The organism is Streptacidiphilus neutrinimicus (genome assembly GCF_000787815.1).
Classification (GTDB): Bacteria; Actinomycetota; Actinomycetes; order Streptomycetales; family Streptomycetaceae; genus Streptacidiphilus; species Streptacidiphilus neutrinimicus.
The window spans coordinates 88,974-108,028 of record NZ_BBPO01000007.1 but is presented as its reverse complement, the minus strand read 5'-3'; the positions used below and the strand labels follow the sequence as shown (position 1 = coordinate 108,028).

Annotated in this window: 17 protein-coding genes and 1 riboswitch; of the genes, 8 read left to right on the top strand and 9 right to left on the bottom strand. The window is 72.6% G+C overall.

Features of this window, described 5'->3' with window-relative positions:
• Positions 1–60: 60 nt before the first annotated feature.
• Positions 61–828, top strand: coding sequence for a histidine phosphatase family protein (locus tag TR48_RS07540; RefSeq protein WP_201777096.1), 768 nt, complete (start codon positions 61–63; stop codon positions 826–828).
• A 352-nt stretch (positions 829–1,180) separates the two neighbouring features.
• On the opposite strand, the gene TR48_RS07535 is transcribed toward TR48_RS07540, so the two are convergent.
• A complete protein-coding gene (locus tag TR48_RS07535; protein ID WP_042365124.1) occupies positions 1,181–1,783 on the bottom strand; it encodes a hypothetical protein in 603 nt (200 codons plus the stop codon).
• A gap of 146 nt (positions 1,784–1,929) precedes the next feature.
• Between TR48_RS07535 and TR48_RS07530 the strand changes: the two genes are divergently transcribed.
• The 3 genes from TR48_RS07530 (at position 1,930) to TR48_RS07520 (ending at position 6,218) form a co-directional block, all read left to right on the top strand.
• Entirely contained in the window at positions 1,930–2,445 is a 516-nt protein-coding gene (locus TR48_RS07530) for a GNAT family N-acetyltransferase (protein ID WP_042365123.1), read from the top strand.
• 92 nt (positions 2,446–2,537) lie between these two features.
• A riboswitch (cobalamin riboswitch) is annotated at positions 2,538–2,676 on the top strand.
• A gap of 144 nt (positions 2,677–2,820) precedes the next feature.
• On the top strand, positions 2,821–5,187 hold the full coding sequence (locus tag TR48_RS07525) for a ribonucleoside-diphosphate reductase subunit alpha (RefSeq protein ID WP_084728968.1): 2,367 nt from the start codon (positions 2,821–2,823) through the stop codon (positions 5,185–5,187).
• On the top strand, positions 5,187–6,218 hold the full coding sequence (locus TR48_RS07520; RefSeq protein ID WP_042365122.1) for a ribonucleotide-diphosphate reductase subunit beta: 1,032 nt from the start codon (positions 5,187–5,189) through the stop codon (positions 6,216–6,218). The genes TR48_RS07525 and TR48_RS07520 overlap by 1 nt, the downstream gene beginning before the upstream one ends.
• A 61-nt stretch (positions 6,219–6,279) precedes the next feature.
• Here TR48_RS07520 and def read toward each other — a convergent pair whose 3' ends face one another.
• The 8 genes from def to TR48_RS07480 all read right to left on the bottom strand — a co-directional run bounded on the left by def (position 6,280) and on the right by TR48_RS07480 (position 15,002).
• Positions 6,280–6,879, bottom strand: coding sequence for a peptide deformylase (gene def / locus TR48_RS07515; RefSeq protein WP_042365121.1), 600 nt, complete (start codon positions 6,877–6,879; stop codon positions 6,280–6,282).
• 51 nt (positions 6,880–6,930) lie between these two features.
• Positions 6,931–7,893, bottom strand: a complete 963-nt coding sequence (locus TR48_RS07510) for a tetratricopeptide repeat protein (protein ID WP_042365200.1) — start codon at positions 7,891–7,893, stop codon at positions 6,931–6,933.
• 149 nt (positions 7,894–8,042) lie between these two features.
• On the bottom strand, positions 8,043–9,236 hold the full coding sequence (locus TR48_RS07505; RefSeq protein ID WP_236652052.1) for an HD-GYP domain-containing protein: 1,194 nt from the start codon (positions 9,234–9,236) through the stop codon (positions 8,043–8,045).
• 407 nt (positions 9,237–9,643) lie between these two features.
• The gene (locus tag TR48_RS07500) at positions 9,644–11,017 is read right to left on the bottom strand and encodes an HD-GYP domain-containing protein (RefSeq protein WP_369405561.1); all 1,374 of its coding nucleotides are present in this window, start codon (positions 11,015–11,017) and stop codon (positions 9,644–9,646) included.
• Between the two features lie 288 nt (positions 11,018–11,305).
• Entirely contained in the window at positions 11,306–11,617 is a 312-nt protein-coding gene (gene rsrA / locus TR48_RS07495) for a mycothiol system anti-sigma-R factor (protein WP_042365119.1), read from the bottom strand.
• On the bottom strand, positions 11,614–12,387 hold the full coding sequence (locus tag TR48_RS07490) for a sigma-70 family RNA polymerase sigma factor (protein WP_439654447.1): 774 nt from the start codon (positions 12,385–12,387) through the stop codon (positions 11,614–11,616). Before TR48_RS07490 ends, rsrA begins: the two co-directional genes overlap by 4 nt.
• 100 nt (positions 12,388–12,487) lie before the next feature.
• Positions 12,488–13,252 carry an SOS response-associated peptidase gene (locus TR48_RS07485; protein ID WP_042365118.1) on the bottom strand — a complete coding sequence of 255 codons (765 nt, stop codon included), beginning with the start codon at positions 13,250–13,252 and terminating at the stop codon, positions 12,488–12,490.
• A 121-nt stretch (positions 13,253–13,373) separates the two neighbouring features.
• Positions 13,374–15,002, bottom strand: coding sequence for an FAD-binding oxidoreductase (locus tag TR48_RS07480; RefSeq protein ID WP_042365117.1), 1,629 nt, complete (start codon positions 15,000–15,002; stop codon positions 13,374–13,376).
• A gap of 182 nt (positions 15,003–15,184) precedes the next feature.
• On the opposite strand from TR48_RS07480, the gene TR48_RS07475 reads away from it, so the two are divergent.
• The 4 genes from TR48_RS07475 (at position 15,185) to TR48_RS07460 (ending at position 18,905) form a co-directional block, all read left to right on the top strand.
• Positions 15,185–15,895 carry a M50 family metallopeptidase gene (locus TR48_RS07475; RefSeq protein ID WP_042365116.1) on the top strand — a complete coding sequence of 237 codons (711 nt, stop codon included), beginning with the start codon at positions 15,185–15,187 and terminating at the stop codon, positions 15,893–15,895.
• A gap of 119 nt (positions 15,896–16,014) precedes the next feature.
• Positions 16,015–17,370, top strand: a complete 1,356-nt coding sequence (gene aroA, locus TR48_RS07470) for a 3-phosphoshikimate 1-carboxyvinyltransferase (protein ID WP_042365115.1) — start codon at positions 16,015–16,017, stop codon at positions 17,368–17,370.
• A gap of 11 nt (positions 17,371–17,381) precedes the next feature.
• Positions 17,382–18,413 (top strand): ribosome small subunit-dependent GTPase A, encoded by a 1,032-nt coding sequence (rsgA, locus tag TR48_RS07465; protein ID WP_042365114.1) that lies wholly within the window; start codon positions 17,382–17,384, stop codon positions 18,411–18,413.
• 168 nt (positions 18,414–18,581) lie between these two features.
• Positions 18,582–18,905: a DMT family transporter gene (locus tag TR48_RS07460; RefSeq protein WP_042365113.1), complete on the top strand. Its 324-nt coding sequence runs from the start codon at positions 18,582–18,584 to the stop codon at positions 18,903–18,905.
• Positions 18,906–19,055: the final 150 nt, after the last annotated feature.

The following is a 19,055-nucleotide window of genomic DNA, read 5'->3' as shown; positions in this document are numbered from 1 at the left end:
CTGGAACGGCGGCCCGTTCGCACTCCGGCGGCGGGCCAGTCGATCCCCAGGGGGCGACCCGTGGCACTGACCGACCCGAACCCGAGGGCGCTGCGCACGGCGCCCCGGCGGCTCTTTCCCGCGCTGCCGGGCCCGCTGTCGCTGACCGCCGTCCGGCACGGCCAGAGCACCGCCAACGCCGCCTTCCACGCGGCGGAGGCCGTGGGCGCGCTCGACGTGGGCATCAGCTGCCGCGACGCCGACCTCTCTCTCACCACGCACGGCCGCGAGGAGGCACGCGCGCTCGGCCGCTGGATCGCCTCCCGCAGCGGCGAGGGCCTGCCGCACAGCCTCTGGGTCTCCCCCTACCTGCGCACCCAGGAGACCGCGGAGCTCATCGTCGAGGAGCTCGACCGCGCGGGCCTGCCGCTGCCGGAGCTCTGCACGGACGAGCGGCTGCGCGACCGCGAGCTGGGCCTGCTGGAGATGCTCACCTCGGCGGCGATCGAGCTGCGCCACCCCGAGGAGGCCGCGCGCAGACGCCTCCTCGGCGAGCTCCGCTGGCGTCCCCCGGGCGGCGAGTCCTACTCCGACGTGGCGCTGCGCCTGCGCAGCGCCCTGCGCGACCTGTACGAGACGGAACCCGACCGGCGTGTCCTGATCGTCGCCCACGACGCGGTGGTGCTGCTGCTCCGCCACGTCATCGACGACCTCCAGGAGGGCGAACTCACCGACCTCACCCGCACCGGCGCCGTCGCCAACACCTCCGTCACCCGCTGGCTCCGCGACGCCAAGGGCGCCCTCACCCTCGACTGCTGGAACATCCTCCCCCACCTCCCGGTGGCCTGAGCCCCACGCACCTCGGTCTCGGGCCTCCGGCCGTCGAACCGAGCGTCAGCTCGGCAACCCCGCCGACCCGGTGAACGCGCTGAACGGCAGCCGGTGACCGGCGGCTCGCGACGCCTCGGCACGGCCGCACGCGGCACCGGGCCGACCCGGTGAACGCGGTCGTCGGGCGGCCCCTTGGCACGACTGCCCGCAGCGGCCCGGCGGCCGGCCGCCCGGTGACGCCTCGGCACGGGTGCACGGGGCGCCCGGTCGACCCGGTGAACGTGGTCGTCGTGGGCGGTCCGCGGCATCGCGTCGGCCGCGCCCCGGCCTCGGCCGCTCGGCGGGCGGGCAGGGAGGCCTTGGGGTGGGGCTAGGCGGGCCGGGTCGTGGAGGCGTGGCTCGCGACCACGCGGAAGTAGGACGGGTTGGTCACGCCCACCGGCCAGGAGACCGTGGTGCCCCTGCGCCGCAGGGGTGCGTAGGCGACGGCGAGGGAGAGCCACTCGCCGTGGGGAGCGCTGCGTGCCACGCGCATGCGGACGGTGAGGGTCGTGGTCTGGCCCGCGCGCAGCCACAGGCCGCCCGCGGGGCCGACCGCGGCCGCCAGCTCGCCCAGCGCGGCGCTGAGCGGGACCGCCCGCCAGTGCCCGTCGAGCCGGGTCTCCAGCCGCACCGCGTCCACGCGGAGCGTCCTGTCGCGCGCGCCGTAGACGAGGACCGGCTTGAGCTGCCCGCAGCCGGTCCGGGTCCCGTTGTGGAGGGTCAGCCGCAGCGTCGACCAGCGGCCGCCGGCCGAGTACGCGGACCGTACGCCGCGCAGCGTCACCGCCACGGGGTTGGACCGCTTGGACCCCGCGCAGGCTTCGGCCCTCGTGGCGGTGGCATGGCTCGCCGCGCGCGCCGCCGTCGCCGGCAGCGCGACCGATCCGGCCAGGCCGATCGCCGCGCAGAGCGCCCCGGCCGCCAGTCCCACGGCCCCGCGTCGTCCGCTGTCTCGTCCGCTGTCTCGTTCGCTCCGCCGCCAGTTCATCACGCATCGACGATGGCATGTGACGGTCCGTCGCGCCTTTCGGCGACCGCGCTCTCGGAGGCCGCCGGGGCGTCGGGCACACTTCAGGGATGAGCATCATCGTCCGTCCCGCCCTCCCTTCCGAATACGACGCCGCAGGTCACCTCGTCGCCGAGGCCTTCATCACCGACGGTCACATCCCGCGCGACGCCGACTACGCCAAACTGCTGCGCGACCCCCGGGACCGGGCCGAGAAGGCGGAACTGCTCGTCGCCGTCGAGGAGGACACCGGCGTCGTGCTCGGCTCGGTCACCTTCGCGCCGCCCGGTTCCCCCTACGCCGACCTCGCCGAGGGCCGCGAGGGCGAGTTCCGGATGCTCGCCGTCGCGCCGGAGCCGTCGGCACGCGGACGCGGCGTCGGGGAACTGATGGTGCGCGCGGTCATCGCCCGCGCGGTCGAGTTGGAGCTGCCCCGGATCGTCATGTCCTCGCAGCAGGGCATGGCCCACGCCCACCGGATCTACGAGCGGCTCGGCTTCGTCCGCACCCCCGAGCGGGACTGGTCGCCCTTCCCGGGCTTGGACCTCTTCACCTACGCCCTGGAGCTGAGCGGCTCGTCTGCGTAACCACCGCCGACCCACCCGGGTGATCGAACGATTACTCGAACGAACCAACCGGCGACACAACATCTGGTGCTGCGCGACGCGCTCGCCCCTAGATGTATGCTCATGCTCGCTGTCGACGCAGGGGAACCCGGTGAGAATCCGGGGCTGCCCCGCAACGGTGAGCGGCTGCCACGCCCGCACGACAACGGGCCTGCCGCGAGTCCGAGGACCTGCCGCCAGCACGCCCCGGCCTGCCCGGCCGCGGGCGCCGCAACGCCGGGCCTCGTGGGTGGGCCGCCGGGTCGGCTTCGCGCTGCCCTGTTCCCGCCTGCCTTCTCACGCGGTCCGACTGAGCACCTCTCAGACACCGGCCGCCAACGAGGAGCGAGCGCGTACATGACGGACACCGCCGTTGCCATCCTGCCCCAGCCCGCACAGGAGTCCGACCACGGACCCGGCGCGGGCGCGGACGCCCCCGGCACCGCCCTGCTGGTCACCCTGACCGAGCGCTCCACCGACCTCACCGCCGTCGACCCGGGCCGCGTCGCCGCCGCCGCGCTGCGCGGCCGCAGCGCCAAGGCCGACTACGCAGAGCTCCGCGGGCTCGCCATGGAGGCCGCCGCCGCGCTCATCGCCGAGGACCCGCAGTACTCGCGCCTCGCCGCGCGCCTGCTGGCCGAGGAGATCCGCGAGGAGGCCGCCGGCCAGGGCGCGACCTGCTTCGCCGCGTCCGTGGCCGTCGGCCACCGCGAGGGCCTGATCGGCGACGCCACGGCCGCCTTCGTCGCCGCCCACGCCGAAGCCCTCGACGCCGTCGTCGACCCGCACGGCGACGACCGCTTCGAGTACTTCGGCCTGCGCACGCTGTACTCCCGCTACCTGCTGCGCCACCCGATCACCCGCCAGGTCGTGGAGACCCCGCAGCAGTTCATGCTCCGCGTCGCCTGCGGCCTGGAGGTCGGCGGCGACGCCGCGTCGGTCGCCGAGGTCGCCGAGCTCTACGGGCTGATGAGCCGGCTGGACTACCTGCCGAGCTCCCCCACGCTGTTCAACTCCGGCACCCGGCACCCGCAGATGTCCTCCTGCTACCTGCTGGACTCGCCGCTCGACGAGCTGGACTCGATCTACAACCGCTACGCGCAGATCGCCCGCCTGTCCAAGCACGCCGGCGGCATCGGCCTGTCCTACTCCCGCGTCCGCTCCCGCGGTTCGCTGATCCGCGGCACCAACGGCCAGTCCAACGGCATCGTCCCGTTCCTGCGCACCCTCGACGCCTCCGTCGCCGCGGTCAACCAGGGCGGCCGCCGCAAGGGCGCGGCCTGCGTCTACCTGGAGACCTGGCACGCGGACATCGAGGAGTTCCTCGAGCTGCGCGACAACACCGGTGAGGAGGCCCGGCGCACCCACAACCTCAACCTGGCGCACTGGATCCCGGACGAGTTCATGCGCCGCGTCGAGACGGACGGCGACTGGTCGCTCTTCTCCCCCGGCGACGTGCCCGAGCTGGTCGACCTGTGGGGCGCCGAGTTCGACGCCGCCTACGTCGAGGCCGAGCGGTCCGGCAAGGCCGTCCGCACCATCGCGGCCCGCACCCTCTACGCCCGGATGATGCGCACCCTCGCGCAGACCGGCAACGGGTGGATGACCTTCAAGGACGCCTCCAACCGGGCCGCCAACCAGACCGCGCTGCCGGGCCGCACGGTCCACTCCTCCAACCTGTGCACCGAGATCCTCGAGGTCACCGACGACTCCGAGACGGCCGTCTGCAACCTCGGCTCCGTCAACCTCGGCGCGCACGTGAACGAGGACGGCTCGATCGACTGGGAGCGCCTCGACGCGACCGTCCGCACCGCCGTGACCTTCCTCGACCGGGTCATCGACATCAACTTCTACCCGACCCCCGAGGCAGGCGCGTCCAACTCCCGCTGGCGCCCGGTGGGCCTGGGCATGATGGGCCTGCAGGACGTCTTCTTCAAGCTCCGCCTGGACTTCGACTCCGCCGAGGCCAAGGCCCTGTCGACGAAGCTCTCCGAGCGGATCATGCTGGCCGCGTACGAGACCAGCTGTGAGCTGGCCGAGCGCCTGGGCCGCCACGAGGCCTACGACGAGACCCGCGCCGCCCGCGGTCAGCTCCACATCGACCACTTCGCGGTGACGACCGAGTGGCCGGAGCGCTGGGACGCGCTGCGCGCCCGCGTCGCCGACACCGGTCTGCGCAACGCGCTGCTGCTGGCCGTCGCTCCGACCGCGACGATCGCGTCCATCGCGGGCGTCTACGAGTGCATCGAGCCGCAGGTCTCCAACCTCTTCAAGCGCGAGACCCTCTCCGGCGAGTTCCTCCAGGTCAACCCGTACCTGGTGGCCGACCTGAAGAAGCTCGGCCTGTGGAACGCGATCACGCGTGAGGAGCTGCGCGAGGGCAACGGCTCCGCCCAGGAGATCACCGACCTGCCGGAGGAGTACAAGCGCCTCTACCGCACGGCCTGGGAGCTGCCGCAGCGCGCGCTGATCGACCTGGCCGCCGCCCGCATGCCCTACCTGGACCAGAGCCAGTCGCTGAACCTCTTCATGGCCGCGCCCACCATCGGCAAGCTCAGCTCGATGTACGCGTACGCCTGGAAGGTCGGCCTGAAGACCACCTACTACCTGCGCTCGCGCCCGGCGACCCGGATCGCCCGCGCGGCCACCACCCAGGTCGTGGCGGAGGCGGAAGCCGTCGCCTGCTCCCTGGAGAACCCCGAGTCCTGCGAGGCCTGCCAGTAATGACGACCACCGAGCCGAACGGCGCCCAGAAGAAGAACATCCTGGACCCGGGCTTCGAGCTGACGCTCCGCCCGATGCGGTACCCGGACTTCTACGAGCACTACCGCAACGCCATCAAGAACACCTGGACCGTGGAGGAGGTCGACCTCCACTCCGACGTCGCGGACCTGGCCAAGCTCAGCGGGGGCGAACGTCACATGATCGGCCGGCTGGTCGCGTTCTTCGCGACCGGCGACTCGATCGTCTCCAACAACCTGGTGCTGACCCTCTACAAGCACATCAACTCCCCGGAGGCGCGCCTGTACCTGTCGCGCCAGCTCTTCGAGGAGGCCGTGCACGTCCAGTTCTACCTGACCCTGCTGGACACCTACCTGCCCGACCCGGAGGACCGCACGGCCGCCTTCGCGGCGGTGGAGAACATCGCCTCCATCCGCGAGAAGGCCCAGTTCTGCTTCCGCTGGATGGACAGTGTCGAGAAGCTGGACCGGCTGGAGACGAAGGAAGACCGCCGTCGCTTCCTGCTCAACCTGATCTGCTTCGCGGCGTGCATCGAGGGCCTGTTCTTCTACGGCGCCTTCGCGTACGTCTACTGGTTCCGCTCGCGCGGGCTGCTGCACGGCCTGGCGACGGGCACCAACTGGGTCTTCCGCGACGAGTCCATGCACATGGACTTCGCCTTCCGCGTCGTCGACACCGTGCGGGCCGAGGAGCCCGAGCTGTGGGACGAGGAGATGGGCAAGCGGGTCACCGCGATGCTGGAGGAGGCTGTCGAGGCGGAGCTCCAGTTCGCCCAGGACCTGTGCGGCGAGGGCCTGCCGGGCATGAACACCGAGTCCATGCGGCAGTACCTCGAGTGCGTGGCCGACCAGCGCCTCGCCCGTCTGGGCCTGCCGATCCGCTACGGCTCGGAGAACCCGTTCGCCTTCATGGAGCTGCAGAACGTCCAGGAGCTGACGAACTTCTTCGAGCGCCGGGTCTCCGCGTACCAGATCGCCGTCGAGGGCTCCGTCTCCTTCGACGACGACTTCTAGACCCAGGAAACGCCCAAGGGGCGCGTTCACCCGTGCGGGTGGACGCGCCCCTTGCGTTGACTCACTCGTTCGGAACGACCTCGTACCGCGGCGACTTCTCCTCCATCTGCCGCAGGGCGTCCTTGCGGTCTCGCTTGGAGAGCCGGTCGATGTACAGGTACCCGTTCAGGTGGTCCGTCTCGTGCTGCAGGCAGCGGGCGAAGAAGCCAGTGCCCTCGACGACGATGTCCTTGCCGTCCCTGTCCTGCCCGCGCACCACGGCGAAGTCCGGCCGCGGCAGCTCGGCGTAGGCGCCCGGCACGGACAGGCAGCCCTCGTTGCCGTCGTCCAGGTTCCGCTGGGACGGCTCCAGCTCGTCCAGCACCGGGTTCACCACGACGCCGATGTGGCGGACGTTGTCGTCGTCCGGGCAGTCGTACACGAAGACCCGCTGCCCGACCCCGATCTGGTTGGCGGCCAGGCCCACGCCCTCGGCGGCGTACATGCTGACGAACATGTCGTCGATCAGCGCGTGCAGCTCGGGGCCGAACTCGGTCACCGTGGCGCACGGGTGGTGCAGCACCGGGTTTCCGACCACGGTGATGGGCCGCACGGTGCCGCGCGAGGTGTCCGGCTCCTCACCGATCACCTGCTGCGGCGCTTCCAACTGCTCTTCCGACATGCTCTCGCCTTCGACTGTGCTCAGCTCTTCCGTCAAAGGGTACGTGGCACCTCAGCAGACTTCCTCAAGATCCCGGTACGCCCTCCGGGTGGGGGCCGCGGAAACCCAGCGGTCCAGCAGCTCCCCCACCAGCCCCGCGGGCGCGGCGAGGCCGCACTCCCGTTCGGGGACCCACAGCTCCCCCTGGGCGTGGTGGCTCAGCCGACCCAGCGGACCGTCGTCGTGCGGGTCGTGCGCCCCGCTGTGGCCGTCATCGGCGGCCATCCGGCTCTCACTGCAGGCCCGGCAGAGCAGCCGCACGGACGAGGTCCAGTCCTCCGCCGCGTAGCCGGCCTCGGAGACCAGCCGCTCCAGCTCGTCCCGGTCACCCTCCGTCGTCGCCTGCAACAGCACGACGTGCGTCGGGACGGGCGACGGCGCCCACAGCTCGATCTCGTCGAAGACGGGGTACGGCACGCCGTCCGCGACCCGCTCCCCGTGCGCGGAGCCGTCGTGGAGGACGACCTCGCCCCAGCGCCGCCCGGAGGACGGCAGCGGGATGCTCAGCACCTCGACTCTGGCCGGGTCCAGTCTTCGGCCCCACACGACCTCGGACTCCCCCTCCGGGGAGAGCCGGACCGGCGTGGTGCCGAGGTCCAGGCCGACGGGCCCGTCCCCGGCGGGGACGCGCAGCCCGTAGGCCTGCCACGCGCGCCGGGCCAGCGCCCAGTCCTGCAGGGCGGTCGCCGCGATGCCGAGGTTCCACCAGTCGGGTGCGCCCACGCCGCTACCGCGGTCCAGCAGGGCGACCGCGCGCAGCCCCGCCGCGCGCGCCTGGTCCCAGTCCCGGCGGAACTTGTGCAGCAACGCCAGGTTGAACCACGAGTCCGAGAGCCAGGGCTCCAGGTCCGTCGCCCGGACCAGCAATGCGCCGGCGTCGTCCAGCCGACCGTCCCCGATGAGCGTGAAGGCGCGGTCGGTGGTCTGCCGCCAGCTGGCGGACGGCCTCTGCCGTGCTCGATTGAAGATCTTCACCTCAGCCTGCCGCTTGTCGGTCCCCAGCACCTGGCGTAACCACTACGCCGAGGGCGTGCACACGTTGCGTTGCCACATCCACAGGTCGACACATGGACCCGCAAGGCCCTGCCTCTGCATCCAACCACGTGCACCCCCTTGCCCGCTGCCTACCCGGCGATCCGTGGAAAGACACGGACCAGGGCCTCCACCACACGAGGTTCGTAGTCACGCTCGGTTCCCGCTCGCAACTGGGCCAAGACCTCCTCGCGGCGGGCCGGGCCCGGGTCGTCGCATGCGAGGTCGTCGTAGGCGTTCGCCACCCGGATGATCCGGGCGGCGAGCGGCACCGCCTCGTCGAGACTCCCGTCCGCACGGCGGTACGGCTCCGCCGCGCGGGCCACGATCTCGGCGACCTGCGGCGGCACCCCGGTCCTGCGGATCACCTCGCTGCCGAGCCGCCCGATCCGACGCTGCTCCTCGTCGTCCAGCAGCGCCGTCGCGCCGCCTGGGATCGGGTCGACGAGCGAGAGCTGGCCGATGTCGTGCATCAGCGCCGCGTACTCGAGCAGCAGCAACTCCTGGTCGGACAGCGCGAGTTCCCGGCCGACGCGGCAGGCCAGGTCGGAGACCCGGCAGGCGTGGCCCGGCAGCGTGTATCCGGCCACCTCCGTCGCCCGCGCCAGGCTCGCGATGGTCTGACGCTGCGTCGCCCGGATCGCCGCGTAGCGGCGGAATCCGGCCAGCGTCAGCAGCAGCGGCACCGAGAAGAGCGGCAACGCCCACAGGCCGATCTCGCCCGCCGCGATGGCGATCACCACGCCCGTGGCCGCGACCGCCGAGCCGATCCGCAGCACCGCCGACGCCTCGTCCCGCAACGCCCGCGGCAACGGCGCCCCGGAGAGCACCGCCGCCAGCGACACGTCGACCCCCGCGGAGAGCGCGGCGCACACCGCCGCGTAGGCGGCGTAGCCCGGCCCGTGTTCGAGACCGTGCCGCAGCAGCGCCCCCCGGTTGTAGAACGGCTGGAACAGCAGTGCCGCGAAGCCGACGCTCAGCACCCGTCGGGAGACCGCGCCCCATTTGGGTCGTCGGCGCCGCAGCAGGCGGGGCACGGTCCCGATGAGCGCCCCCGCCGTGCAGACCAGGACGACCTGCGCCACGCCGTGGTGGGTGCGCGCCCCGTCGAGACTGCCGAGCAGCGCGTAGCCGAGCGCGCCCGCCGCCCCCAGCGGCGCGTGGTCCCGTTCCCCCGGCAGCGCCGTCCGGGCCAGCTCGCCTACGGCGACGAGGACCCCGAAGACCACCGCGGTCCACGGCTCCACGAACCCGTACGCGCTGACCCAGCCGAGTGACGCCAGCACCAGCAGAACGGCCGCGGCGTGCACTGTTGCCCGCCGCCACCGCCAGGACGACGTGGCCTGGTCCGCTTCCCTCGGGCCGGCGGACCGGGTGGTCCCGGCCTGCGGGCCGGTCGGCGTGGGGGCCGGCGTGGGGGCCAGCGTGGGGGGCTTCTGCCGCCGCTGTTGTGGCGGTTGGGACTGGCGGGACTGTTGTGACTGAGGGGCCTCGCGCTGGCGCGGGCCCTGCTGCGGTGGCGGCGGCTTTGGCGGCTGAAGGTGTGGCGGCCGTAGGTGCGGCTGGGGTGGCTGTAGGTGCGGCTGAGGCAACTGGGGGTGCGGCTGTGACGGCTGCGGCTGCTGTGACGGCACAGCAGGCGGTTGCGCCGCCTGCGGAGTGGGGCTCCGCCGGTCGGCTGAGTCGCCGGGCGTCATCCGACGACGCCCGCTCGGCTCGGCTCCCGAATGCCGAGCGGCACATCCGGCGCGTCCTCGTCGCCCGGCCTCGGCTGCGCCGGGCTCCAGCCGTGCCGTCGCACCGCCCGGATCAGCGCGCCCACCATCGTCGGGTCGAACTGGGTGCCCGAGCACCGTTCCAGCTCCGTCACCGCCTCGTCCACCGGCCGCGCCCGCCGGTAGGAACGAGTGGAGGTCATCGAGTCGAAGGCGTCCGCGACCGCGATGACCCGGGCGAACTCGGGGATCTGATCGCCCGCCAGTCCGGACGGGTAACCGCGCCCGTCCATCCGCTCGTGGTGGTGCAGGATGCCCTCCCGGGCCTCCCCGAGGAACCCGATGCCGCGCACCATCTCGTGCCCGAACGTCGGGTGCAGTTGCACTGCCTCGTGCTCGTCGTCCGTGAGCGGGCCGTTCTTGCGCAGCACCCGCGTCGGCACGCCGAGCTTGCCGATGTCGTGGAGCACTCCGGCGATCCGCAGCGAGGCGACCCGCTCCTCCGCCATCCGCAGCTCCCGCGCGATCAGCACCGACGCCCGGCTGACCCGCTCACTGTGCCCGCGGGTGTACTCGTCCTTGATCTCCACCGCCTGCACCAGCGCGCTGACCGTCGCCTGATGCGCGGCCTCCTCCTGCTGGAACTGGGCGAAGACCCACGAGGACACCGTCAGCGGCAGCAGCACCAGCACGGCCGAGAAGACGCCGTACCGGCCCTGCCACAGGACCGCCATCATCAGCCCGATCAGGCCGTAGCCGAGGCACGGCACGAGCGAGCGCAGCAGCACCCCGCCCCACACCGTGCGCGGATCGGCCCGCTCCGCAGTGATCCTGATCCCCGCCGCGAGCACCCCGGAGACCACACAGAAGGCCAGCGCCGCCGCCACCGTCGGCCCCAGCACGGCGGGGAACTGATGCCGCGCCAGCTGCTCGGGCCCGCCGAGCCCACGGAAGGCCCCGGCTGCCGCACATGTCGCGAGCGCCAACTGCGCCGCGTTCCACAGCCGCCGGAGCGCGCGCGGCGGCGCGGCGGGCGCGAGCAGCGCGCCCAGCACCGGCACGAGCGCGGCCGGCCCCGGCCGCAGCAGGGCCGCCGCCGCGAGCAGCACCGGAAAGAACGCCGCCCAGCGTGCGGTCGCCTCTCTGGACACGGCCCCCGCGACCGCCCCCACCCGCGCCTGACGCCGCACCAGCCACTCGCACGCGCCGTGCAGCGCGGCCAACACCGCGACCCGACTCCAGGGCCCCGCACCGACCCCGCAGGCCACCACGCACACCAACGCCCCGACGATCACCGCCCCCGCGTAGGCCCGCCCCCCACGCGCCAGGGGCTGCCCGCCCGCCTCCGCCACCGACTCCGCTCCGCTTTCGCCATGGTCCCCGGCCCAGCCTCAGTTCATCGCACAGCGGCCGCACAGCAGCGGTCGTTCCACGAAAAACTCCACGATCGGGTGACTGCTTACCCAGGCCCGCGGTCTTGATGCGGCCAGGACAGCACCATTTCTTCACATGGCGCGGTTTCAAACGTCCGGCGCGTCAAATCTTGGAAACGGCAAGCCAGATGGCGCCGAAAAAGCACAACCGAGCAGGTCAACGGCTCGCCTGCGTCGGCCCTCCGCGCGGAATGCGCGGGCTTGCGCCTACTCCGCCGCCGGGGCGGCCGAGTGCTCCGAGAGGACGTCGCCCTCGACCGGAAGGCCGGCGCGGATCCGCTCGATGCGGGCCATGACCTTGCCGCGCAGGTCCGTAGGGGCGGTGTCACAGCCGCAGCTGCGCTTCACCAGCGCCTTGATCGCCTGCTCCAGCCCGTACTTCTCCAGGCACGGGCTGCACTCGTCGAGGTGCTCGCGCAGCTTCGCGCACTCCGCTGCGCCCATCTCGTTGTCGAGGTACTCGTACAAGTGGTCGAGCACGTCCTCGCACGGAGTGTCGTGGTGGTTGCCGCAGCTCATGAGTCCGCGCCTTTCCGGTCATCCCCCGTGCCAGTACCGGCCGGGACCAGCCCGCGCTCACGGGCGTAGTCCTCCAGCAGGGACCGCAGCTGGCGGCGCCCGCGGTGCAGTCGGGACATCACCGTACCGATGGGTGTCCCCATGATGTCGGCAATCTCCTTGTACGCGAAGCCCTCGACGTCGGCGAGATACACCGCGATCCGGAACTCCTCCGGGATCGCCTGCAGGGCTTCCTTCACGTCACTGTCGGGGAGGTGGTCCAGCGCCTGCGCCTCGGCCGACCGCAGGCCCGTCGACATGTGCGACTCGGCCCGCGCCAGCTGCCAGTCCTCGATCTCGTCCGCACCGGTGCGCTGCGGCTCGCGCTGCTTCTTCCGGTAGGAGTTGATGAAGGTGTTCGTCAGGATGCGGTAGAGCCAGGCCTTGAGGTTGGTGCCCTCACGGAACTGGTGGAAGGAGGCGAACGCCTTGACGAAGGTCTCCTGGAGCAGGTCCTCGGCGTCCGCCGGGTTGCGCGTCATCCGCAGGGCGGCGGAGTAGAGCTGGTCCAGGTAGCCCAGAGCGTCCCGCTCGAAGCGCTGGGCGCGCTCCGCCTCGGTCTCCTCGGTGTCCTTCTCGGCGACCGGACCCACCTCCTCAGCGATGCCGTTCGTGCTCGCCATGGAGACTATCTGGCTCTGCGCGGAATCGCCCGCGACAGGCCAGTCGGCCCAGGCGAGGAACGACTGGGCGTTCTCCTCCGGGCGGGCGGGGCATGCTGCTGGGACCATGAGCTGCCTTCCACTGACGCGTGCGATCTGACTCGATCCTGTCAGTGGCCTCAACCAGAGAGCTCACCTGTACATTCCCGTCCGCTCTGCGTCCATGTTGTCAGAAGAGCGTCTCCTCGATCTCCTCCGGCTCGACCCGCTCCAGCAGCCCGGGCCCGTTGTTGCGGAAGTTGCCGACCGCGGCTCCCACCGGCCGCAGCTCCATCAGGCCCGGCGTGGGCGGAGCCAGCAGCGCCTGCAGCTCGTCCGCATCGGTGCGGGAGCGGTCCAGCCAGTCGTCCCACCGGTCGCGCGGCAGGACGAGCGGCATCCGCGGGTGCACCGCCGCCAGCTCCGGCTCGGCGGCGGTCGTGACGACCGTGCACGTGGTCAGCCACGCGGCCGGGTCCTCCTCGGGGATGTTCCGGTCCCGCCAGAACTCGTAGAGCCCGGCGAAGGCCATCTCCGAGCCGTCCTTCGGGGTCACGAAGTACGGCTGCTTCTTCGGCGCCTTCTTCTGGCCGGGCTCCTTCTCGGGGGTGTGCCACTCGAAGTAGCCGTCGGCCGGGAGCAGACAGCGCCGCGTCGTGAACGCCCGACGGTAGGCGGGCTTCTCGTGGATCGTCTCGGCGCGCGCGTTGAACATCTTCACCCCCACACCCGGGTCCTTCGCCCAGGAGGGGACCAGGCCCCAGCGCAGTACCCGCAGCTGGCGCACCGGGTCCGGTCCGAGCTCCCGGAGGGGGCGTTCCAGCACCGCGTACACGTCCTTGGTCGGGGCGACGTTGTAGTCGGCCACGAGCGCCTCCTGGGCGTTCCAGCTCTTCACCTCGAAGAGCTCGACCAGGTCCTCGGGCTTACGACTCGACGCGTACCGTCCGCACATGGGTTCCACCTTGCCAGGTCCCCTCCGTGGCCGGGGTGGGAACCTCGGCGCGACCGTCCGCCGGCGCCGGGCCCGGCGGGCGGCAACCCCGACCGCTGCCGTCCGAGCCGATCGCGCCGCCTCAGTCGAGCAGCACGCCGGGGTTGAGGACGTGGTGCGGATCCAGTGCGTCCTTCGCGGCGCGCAGCGCCAGCGCGAACGGTTCGGGACGTTGCCGGTCGTAACCGGGACGGTGGTCCCGGCCGACCGCGTGGTGGTGGGTGACGGTGGCGCGGTGACGGTGCAGGACGTCGCCGGCGACGGCCTTGATCTCGTCCCAGATCTCCACCTCGTCGCCGGGGCGGCCGGCCACGGCGACGGTGAAGTACGGGGCCGCGCCGTCCGGATAGACGTGGGTGAGGCGGCAGTTGACGGTGGCCGGGTGGCCGGTGGCCTTCAGCGCGGCCGCGCCGACCTCGGTACGGACGGCGTCGATCAGGGCGGGCAGCACGTCCCAGGTCGCGGCGGTCTCGAAGGTCTCGACGACGGCGCCCATCCGCGCCAGCCCGTCGCGCAGGTAGGGCATCCGCAGGAACGCCGAGCGCCACGCGCTCACCGCGGCGTCGCCCGCCGGGGCCGGCTCGTCGCGGTCCGTCGTCGGCGCCCCGCCACGGCCGCCGTGGGCGCGGGCCAGGTCCAGCGCGGTCGCGAGTCGGTCGCCCACCGGGGCGGTGGCGGACTCGAAGCCCAGGACCAGGACGCTGGAACCGTCGCGCGAGGCGCCCGACAGCGCGGCCTCGCCGGGGTCGAGCAGACGGCAGTTGGCCGGGGCCAGGTCGGACTGGGCGACAGCGCGCACCGCGTCGAGCGCACGGCCGAAGTCGGTGAAGGCCACGGACGCCGACGCCTTGTGGCGCGGCCGTTCCTGCAGGCGCATCCACGCCTCGGTGATGACGCCGAGCGCGCCCTCGGACCCGAGGAACAGCCGGTCGGGCGAGGGTCCCGCCCCGGATCCTGGCAGCCGCCAGGACGCGCCCGTGGCGGCGGGCGCCACCACCCGCAGGGACTGGACGAAGTCGTCGATGTGGGTGTGGACCGTGGCGTAGTGGCCGCCCGCCCGGGTGGCGAGCCAGCCGCCCAGGGTGGAGAACTCGAAGCTCTGCGGGAAGTGGCGCAGGGTGAGGCCGTGGGGCCGCAGCTGGTCCTCCAGCACGGGACCGAGCGCCCCGGCCTGGATCCGGGCGGAGCGGCTCGCGGTGTCGATCTCCAGGACCCGGTCCATCGAGGTCAGGTCGAGCGACAGCACGGCGCGGTGGTCGTCGCCGCGGTACTCGACCCCGCCGACGACCGACGATCCGCCGCCGAAGGGGATGACGGCCACCTCGTGTCCGCCCGCCCAGTCCAGCAGGTCGGCGACGTCCTGGTCGCTTCCGGGGTGGGCGACGAGGTCGGGGATCCGGCCCGGCCGGCCGCGCAGGGCGCGGATGACGTCGCGGTAGGCCTTGCCCATGGCGTGTGCCGCGCGCGCCTCGGGATCGGCGGTGACCAGGCGCTCCAGGGAGGACGGCGGCGTCAGGGCGGGACGGCCGATGGCCAGGTCCGCCACCTGCGGGATCGGGAGCGGGGCGGCGAGGGTGCCCGGCAGCAGGGCGCCCATGGCGAGGCATTCCGCGTCGGCGGGATGTGCGTCGGTGTAGCCCCAGCCCCACCAGGAGCGCGCGCGAGCGGGGGTGCCGGGGTCGGTTCGGGGACGGCTGACGGTCTCGGGCATGAGGGCTGCTCCCAGCGGCCTAGATATTACCCATGGGTAAATTACCCTAGAGTTTTATTCCGCTCGTGACAACGCCCCGCTGATCCCGGGCGAACCGCGACGTGGCTCTCCGGCGTCCACCTGTGCGAGGCTGCACGCCTCGTCCGACGACCGCAGGAACCGGGAAGCAGAGGCACAGCGACATGGAGGCGCACAGCATCAGCCAGGTCTGGGAGCAGGTGACCGGCACCCAGGCGGAGCCGAGCCCCGCCGTGGTCTGGGCCATGGCCGCGGTCGCGCTGCTCGCGGTCGGCTGGCGGATTGTGTGGCAGTTCACCCGCAACGTGGTGACCATCGCCCACGAGGGCGGGCACGCGCTGATCGCGCTGCTGATGCGCCGCCGCCTGCACGGCATCCGGCTGCACTCGGACACCAGCGGCCTGACCGTCTCCTCTGGCAAGCCCTACGGCCCCGGCATGGTGTTCACCGCAGCCGCCGGCTACATCGCCCCCTCCCTCCTCGGGCTGGGCGGCGCGTGGCTGCTCTCCGCCGGCCACACCACGGCGCTGCTGTGGGCCGTGGTGGCGCTGCTGCTCGGCGTGCTGATCGAGGTGCGCAACGCCTTCGGTGTGTTGACCGTGCTCACCACCGGTGCGCTCTGTTTCTCCGTTTCCTGGTTCGGCGGCGCGGAACTGCAAGGCGCCTTCGCCTACCTCAGTGTCTTCTTCCTGCTGCTCGGCGGCGTCCGGCCGGTGATCGAGCTCCAGTCCAAGCGCGCCCGCCGCCAGGCCCGCGACTCCGACGCGGACCAGCTCGCCCGACTGACCCGCCTCCCCGGCATCCTCTGGGTCGGCTTCTTCCTCGTGGTCTCGCTCGGCTCCCTCGCCCTCGGCGCCCGCTGGCTCCTCCCATAACGATTCACCGCCTCCCGTGACGACTCACCGGCAGCGGCCGTCCAGGAGGCCGGATCAGTGGCCGGTTCTGCGGTCGCCGTTCCGAGCCCCCATCGGTTCGGGGCCTAAGCTGTGTGCTCATGACCGAGCTGCACTGGCCCGCCCCGACCGCGACCGATCCCGTGGACGCGGTGGTCACCGTGCCCGGCTCCAAGTCCGCGACCAACCGCGCCCTGGTGCTGGCCGCTCTCGCCGCCCAGCCCGGCTACGTCCGGCGCCCGCTTCGCAGCCGCGACAGCCAGCTCATGGCCGACGGCCTGCGCGCGCTCGGCATCGGCGTCGAGGACACCCTCAACTCCAGCAGCGGCGTCAGCGGCGGCGGTGAGGCCTGGCGGGTGCTGCCCGCGCCGCTCGGCGGACCAGCCGCCATCGACGTCGGCAACGCCGGCACCGTGATGCGCTTCCTGCCGCCGGTCGCCGCGCTCGCCGACGGCCCCGTCCACTTCGACGGCGACCCGCGCTCGCACGAACGCCCCCTCGGCGGCGTCATCGAGGCGCTGCGCTCGCTCGGCGCCCGCATCGAGGACGGCGGCCGGGGCGCGCTGCCGATGACCGTCCACGGCACCGGTGGCCTGGTCGGCGGCACGGTCACGGTCGACGCCTCCAGTTCCTCGCAGTTCGTCAGCGCACTGCTGCTCTCCGGCGCGCGCTTCCAGCACGGCGTCGAGGTCCGGCACGTCGGCGACCCGGTCCCGTCCCTCCCCCACATCCGGATGACCGTGGAGATGCTCCGCGCCGCCGGCGCCCAGGTCGACGCGCCCGAGGACGGCGGCGAGCCGGACGTGTGGCGCGTCGCCCCCGGCGCCCTGCTCGGCCGGGACGTGGTGGTCGAGCCGGACCTCTCCAACGCCGCGCCGTTCCTGGCCGCCGCCCTCGTCACCGGCGGCGCCGTCACCGTCCGCGACTGGCCGACGCGCACCAGTCAGCCGGGTGACGAGCTGCGGGACCTGTTCACACGGATGGGCGGTGCCTGCGAGTTCACAGCTGACGGGCTGCGCTTCACCGGAACGGGCCGGGTCCACGGCATCGACGCCGACCTGCACGCCGTCGGCGAGCTGACGCCCGTGGTCGCCGCCGTCGGGCTCCTGGCCGACTCCCCCTCGACGCTGCGCGGCATCGCGCACCTCCGCCTGCACGAGACGGACCGGCTCGCCGCGCTCGCCCGCGAGTTCAACGCCCTCGGCGGCGACGTCACCGAGACCGAGGACGGCCTGCGCATCTCGCCGCGCCCGCTGCACGGCGGCGTCTTCCACACCTACGAGGACCACCGCCTCGCCACCGCCGCAGCCGTGATCGGCCTGGTCGTCCCCGGCGTCGAGGTCGAGAACATCGCCACCACCGCCAAGACGCTGCCCGGCTTCCCCGACCTGTGGGCCGCGCTGCTCGGGTCGAAGGAAGGCCCCCTGCCGACCGCCAGCACGGGCGGAAAGGGCTAGGGGGTAACGCCATGCGCCGCTACGGCAAGGACGCCGACGAGGACGACATCCGCCAACGCCCCTCCCGACGCGGCTCCCGCCCGCGCACGCGGATCCGTCCGACGCACGAGGACGCCGCAGAAGGCCTGGTCCTCACGGTCGACCGGGGCCGCTTCACCTGCCTGGTCGAGGAGGGCACCAAGCGCGAGCGTGAGATCGCCGCGATGAAGGCCCGTGAACTCGGCCGCAAGGGAGTCGTCGTCGGCGACCGCGTCGCCCTCGTCGGCGACCTCACCGGCGAGGACGGCTCGCTCGCCCGCATCGTCCGCGTCGAGGAGCGCGACTCCGTGTTGCGGCGCACCGCGGACGACGACGATCCCTACGAACGCATCGTCGTCGCCAACGCGGACCAGCTGGCCATCGTCACCGCCCTGGCCGACCCCGAGCCGCGCCCCCGCCTCATCGACCGCTGCCTGGTCGCCGCCTATGACGCGGGCATGGAGCCGCTGCTGGTGCTGACCAAGTCCGACCTGGCGGCACCCGAGTCGCTGCTGGAGACCTACGCGCCGCTCGGCCTCCAACACGTCGTCACCAGCCGCGACACCCTGGCCACCGACGGCGCCGAAGTCGTCCGCGAGCTGCTGCGCGGGCTGTCGACGGTCTTCATCGGCCACAGCGGCGTCGGCAAGACCACGCTGGTGAACGCGCTGGTCCCCGACCATCAGCGGCAGACCGGCCACGTCAACGCGGTCACCGGGCGCGGCCGCCACACCACCACCTCCGCGCTGGCGCTGCGCCTCCCCGCGGCGAAGGGTCAGAAGTCCGGCTGGGTCATCGACACCCCGGGCTTCCGCAGCTTCGGCCTCTCCCACATCGAACCGTCCCGCGTCATCCACGCCTTCCCCGACCTCGAACCGGGCACCGCCGACTGCCCTCGTGCCTGCTCCCACGACGAGCCGGACTGCGCCCTCGACGCCTGGGTCGCCGAGGGCCACGCCGACCCGGCCCGCCTCTACTCCCTGCGCCGTCTTCTCTCCACCCGCGAGGCCCGCGAGGGCGACTGACCTCGGCCAGTCGGCTCTGCTCCACCTGCGGGGCCCGCGGGGCCCGCAGGGCCCGCAGGTGGAGGGGTGGACGGGTGGAGCGGAGCCGCCGCGATGTCACGAGATGCCAAAGGCCGGGCCCGCATCGATCATGGTGAGAAGTGACCGTCCGCTTCCCCGGAGGACGCTGTGGCCTGGCTGCTGGTGATCGTCGCGGGAGTTCTGGAGACGGGATTCGCCGTCTGCCTGAAGCTCAGCGACGGCTTCTCCAAGGTCTGGCCCACCGTCGGCTTCGCCACCTTCGCCCTCGGCAGCTTCGGCCTGCTGACGCTCTCTCTGAAGTCCCTCGAGGTCGGCCCCGCCTATGCCGTGTGGACCGGGATCGGCGCGGGCGGCACCGCGATCGTCGGAATGATCTGGCTCGGCGAGGCGGTATCCGTCCTCAAGCTGGTCTCGATCTCCCTGATCCTCGTCGGGGTGATCGGCCTCCAGCTCAGCGGAGGGGCGCACTGACGGGTCGTTCCGCCCGCTGACGCGACGTCCCGCCCACGCGACCGGCCCGGACCCACGCGACGGGGTCGAACCGCGACGGGGTTGAACCGCGACGGGGTTGAACCGCGACGGGGTTGGACCGCGAGGGGGTTGAACCGCGACGGGGTTGGA